The organism is Carnobacterium sp., from assembly GCF_032094055.1.
Classification (GTDB): Bacteria; Bacillota; Bacilli; order Lactobacillales; family Carnobacteriaceae; genus Carnobacterium_A.
Genome location: NZ_DAMDAK010000082.1, coordinates 1 through 2,526, shown reverse-complemented (window position 1 = coordinate 2,526; position 2,526 = coordinate 1). Strand labels below are relative to the sequence as shown.

The following is a 2,526-nucleotide window of genomic DNA, read 5'->3' as shown; positions in this document are numbered from 1 at the left end:
AAATAAATGTCACATTTTTTGGTATTGACGCTGATCAGTTCATTATGCCGGAAGTAATCGAAGGTGAAGCATTCAGCGGAAAAGATGAAGTCGTAGCTGATATCAGTTTGAAAGAAGAAGAAGGCGTGGAGATTGGAGATACCTTAGAGCTGGCTGGAAATGATAAAGAAGTAACCGTTGTAGGGTTTACAGAAAACGCTAAATTCAATGTAGCACCCGTTTTGTATACGACTATACCGGCTTTTCAAGAAGTGCGTTTTGAAAAAGCGGATGATTCTGATAATGGACGTATCAGCGCAGTAGTCGTTCGGGGCGAAGGCGGGTCATTGGATACGGTACAAATCGATAATGATGACTTGGTTGCTTATCCGATTAAAGAATACATTAATAAAATACCAGGCTATACTGCGCAAGTTTTGACCTTTGGGTTGATGATCGGTTTCTTAGTGGTCATTGCTGCTGTTGTGATTGGCATCTTTATCTATGTCTTAACCTTGCAAAAAACCAGCATGTTTGGCGTGATGAAAGCCCAAGGAATCTCGAACAGATATATTTCTGCTTCAGTTGTCGCGCAAACTTTTTTATTAGCTGCAGTAGGAGTGGGAATTGGATTAGGCTTAACTATTTTAACAGCTGTCATTTTACCAGCAGCGGTGCCTTATCGAACCAACGTAATCTTTCTAGCGGCGATAACGTTTTTATTGATTTTAGTAGCTGTGTTAGGTGCTTTGTTTTCAGTCAGAACAGTGGTCAATATTGATCCATTAGAAGCGATCGGTTAGGGGGAAGAAAATGAAATTAATCGAATTAGTTGATGTAACGCGTACTTTTGGCGAAGGGCATACGAAAGTTGAAGCATTGAAAAAAACGAATTTTTCGGTCGAAGCAGGTGAGTTTGCAGCGATCATTGGGCCGAGCGGTTCAGGTAAGAGTACGTTGTTAACGATTATCGGCGGATTGCAAACTCCTTCTGAAGGAAAAGTATTGATAAACAATCATAAGTTTAGTGAAGTGCCTGAAAAAGAACGAGCTGCTTTGCGGTTTAAAGAAATTGGGTTTATTTTGCAGGCTTCAAATTTAGTACCATTTTTAACGGTGGAAGACCAATTGCGTTTGGTAAATAAAATAAACAAAACTAAAATGGACACAACTAAAAGCGATACTTTATTAGACGAACTTGGAATAAAAGAACTGAAAAAGAAATACCCAAGCGACTTATCAGGGGGAGAACGGCAACGTGCAGCTATCGCACGAGCAATTTACCATGGACCCTCGGTTATTTTAGCAGATGAACCAACAGCTAGTTTAGACTCCGAAAAAGCATTTGAAGTGGTCAAAATTTTAGCTCGTGAAACCAAAGCACAAAAAAAAGCTACCATTATGGTCACACATGATGAGCGCTTAATTGAACATTGCGATAGCGTATATGTGATGAAAGATGGAATACTGACAAAAAAATAATAAAAAAAGAGCTAATGAAAAATTATTTTTATTAGTTCTCTTTTTTTGCAAAAAAGCTATTGCTACGCTAATAACTAAAATAAAACGATGATTATTGAACGCGCTTACTTTTAGCGGAGTGATTTTTTAATGAAAATCAGATTAAGATAACGTTTGACTATTCTAATTTTTGCGGGTATTATTCAACTACAACATACATTTAAGGGGTGGGAAAACATTATGAGAAAAGAAATACAATTGACCTTCACATCTGTTATGCCTGCTGCTCTTCTAACTAAAAACAACTTAATTTTAATTATGCCCTAGGATTCGAACTATTCAATTAGTTGAGTCCTAGTTTTCGTATCCTAGGGCTCTATCGATTCTGTTCGATAAACAAGCCCTTCATCTTTTCTGAAGGGCTTGTTTTTTGTTTTTAAGTAAGAGAGTGGAAAAAGCAGAAGCACTTATGGTTAAAGAGAAAGGAGAACATCAGGCTAGAACAAGAAAAAGAACAGCAGGAGAGAGAATAAATGACAAAAAAGGAGAGAACAACTATGAAAAAGCAAACAAATAATGGAATGAAGAAATGGAGTATCTTAATGAGCCTAGTAGTCTTTTTATTCTTATCTGGCTGCGGCAATAAGACAGAAAAGGAAGGAGCGCAAGTTAAAGCCACCTCTCAAGACATTCTCTACATAGGGATGACCAACCCGCCAGATAATTTCAGCCCGATAAATGCAGCTGGTGTATCTGCTCGGTGGGCGCAGCGTTTCTTCTATAACGCCCTGTTGGATATGCCGGATGCATTGACATTTCAGCCGAGATTGGCAGATAGTTTTGAAACAGAAGATAATCAAAACTATACGATCAAATTAAATCCAGATGCCAAATGGTCTGATGGCACACCTGTTACGGCAGAGGATGTGGTTTTTACCTACAACTTGATTGCGGACCCTGAAGTAGAAACAACACGTGGTGTAGCGGTAGCTTCATTGGAAGGTGTAACATCTTCTGGAAAACTGGAAGAAGGACTAACGGAGATACCCAATTTAGTCGCTGTAGACGATAAAACAGTCACATTAA

At 38.6% G+C, this 2,526-nt stretch carries 4 protein-coding genes; all 4 read left to right on the top strand.

Annotation, left to right across the window (positions count from 1 at the left end):
* The coding region (locus RT405_RS11060; RefSeq protein WP_313469693.1) for an ABC transporter permease at nucleotides 1–782 on the top strand (782 nt) is incomplete at its 5' end.
* A gap of 10 nt (nucleotides 783–792) precedes the next feature.
* Nucleotides 793–1,461: an ABC transporter ATP-binding protein gene (locus RT405_RS11055; RefSeq protein WP_313469691.1), complete on the top strand. Its 669-nt coding sequence runs from the start codon at nucleotides 793–795 to the stop codon at nucleotides 1,459–1,461.
* 409 nt (nucleotides 1,462–1,870) lie between these two features.
* A complete protein-coding gene (locus RT405_RS11050; RefSeq protein ID WP_313469690.1) occupies nucleotides 1,871–2,017 on the top strand; it encodes a hypothetical protein in 147 nt (48 codons plus the stop codon).
* The coding region (locus RT405_RS11045) for an ABC transporter substrate-binding protein (protein ID WP_313469689.1) at nucleotides 1,998–2,526 on the top strand (529 nt) is incomplete at its 3' end. The genes RT405_RS11050 and RT405_RS11045, both read left to right, overlap by 20 nt.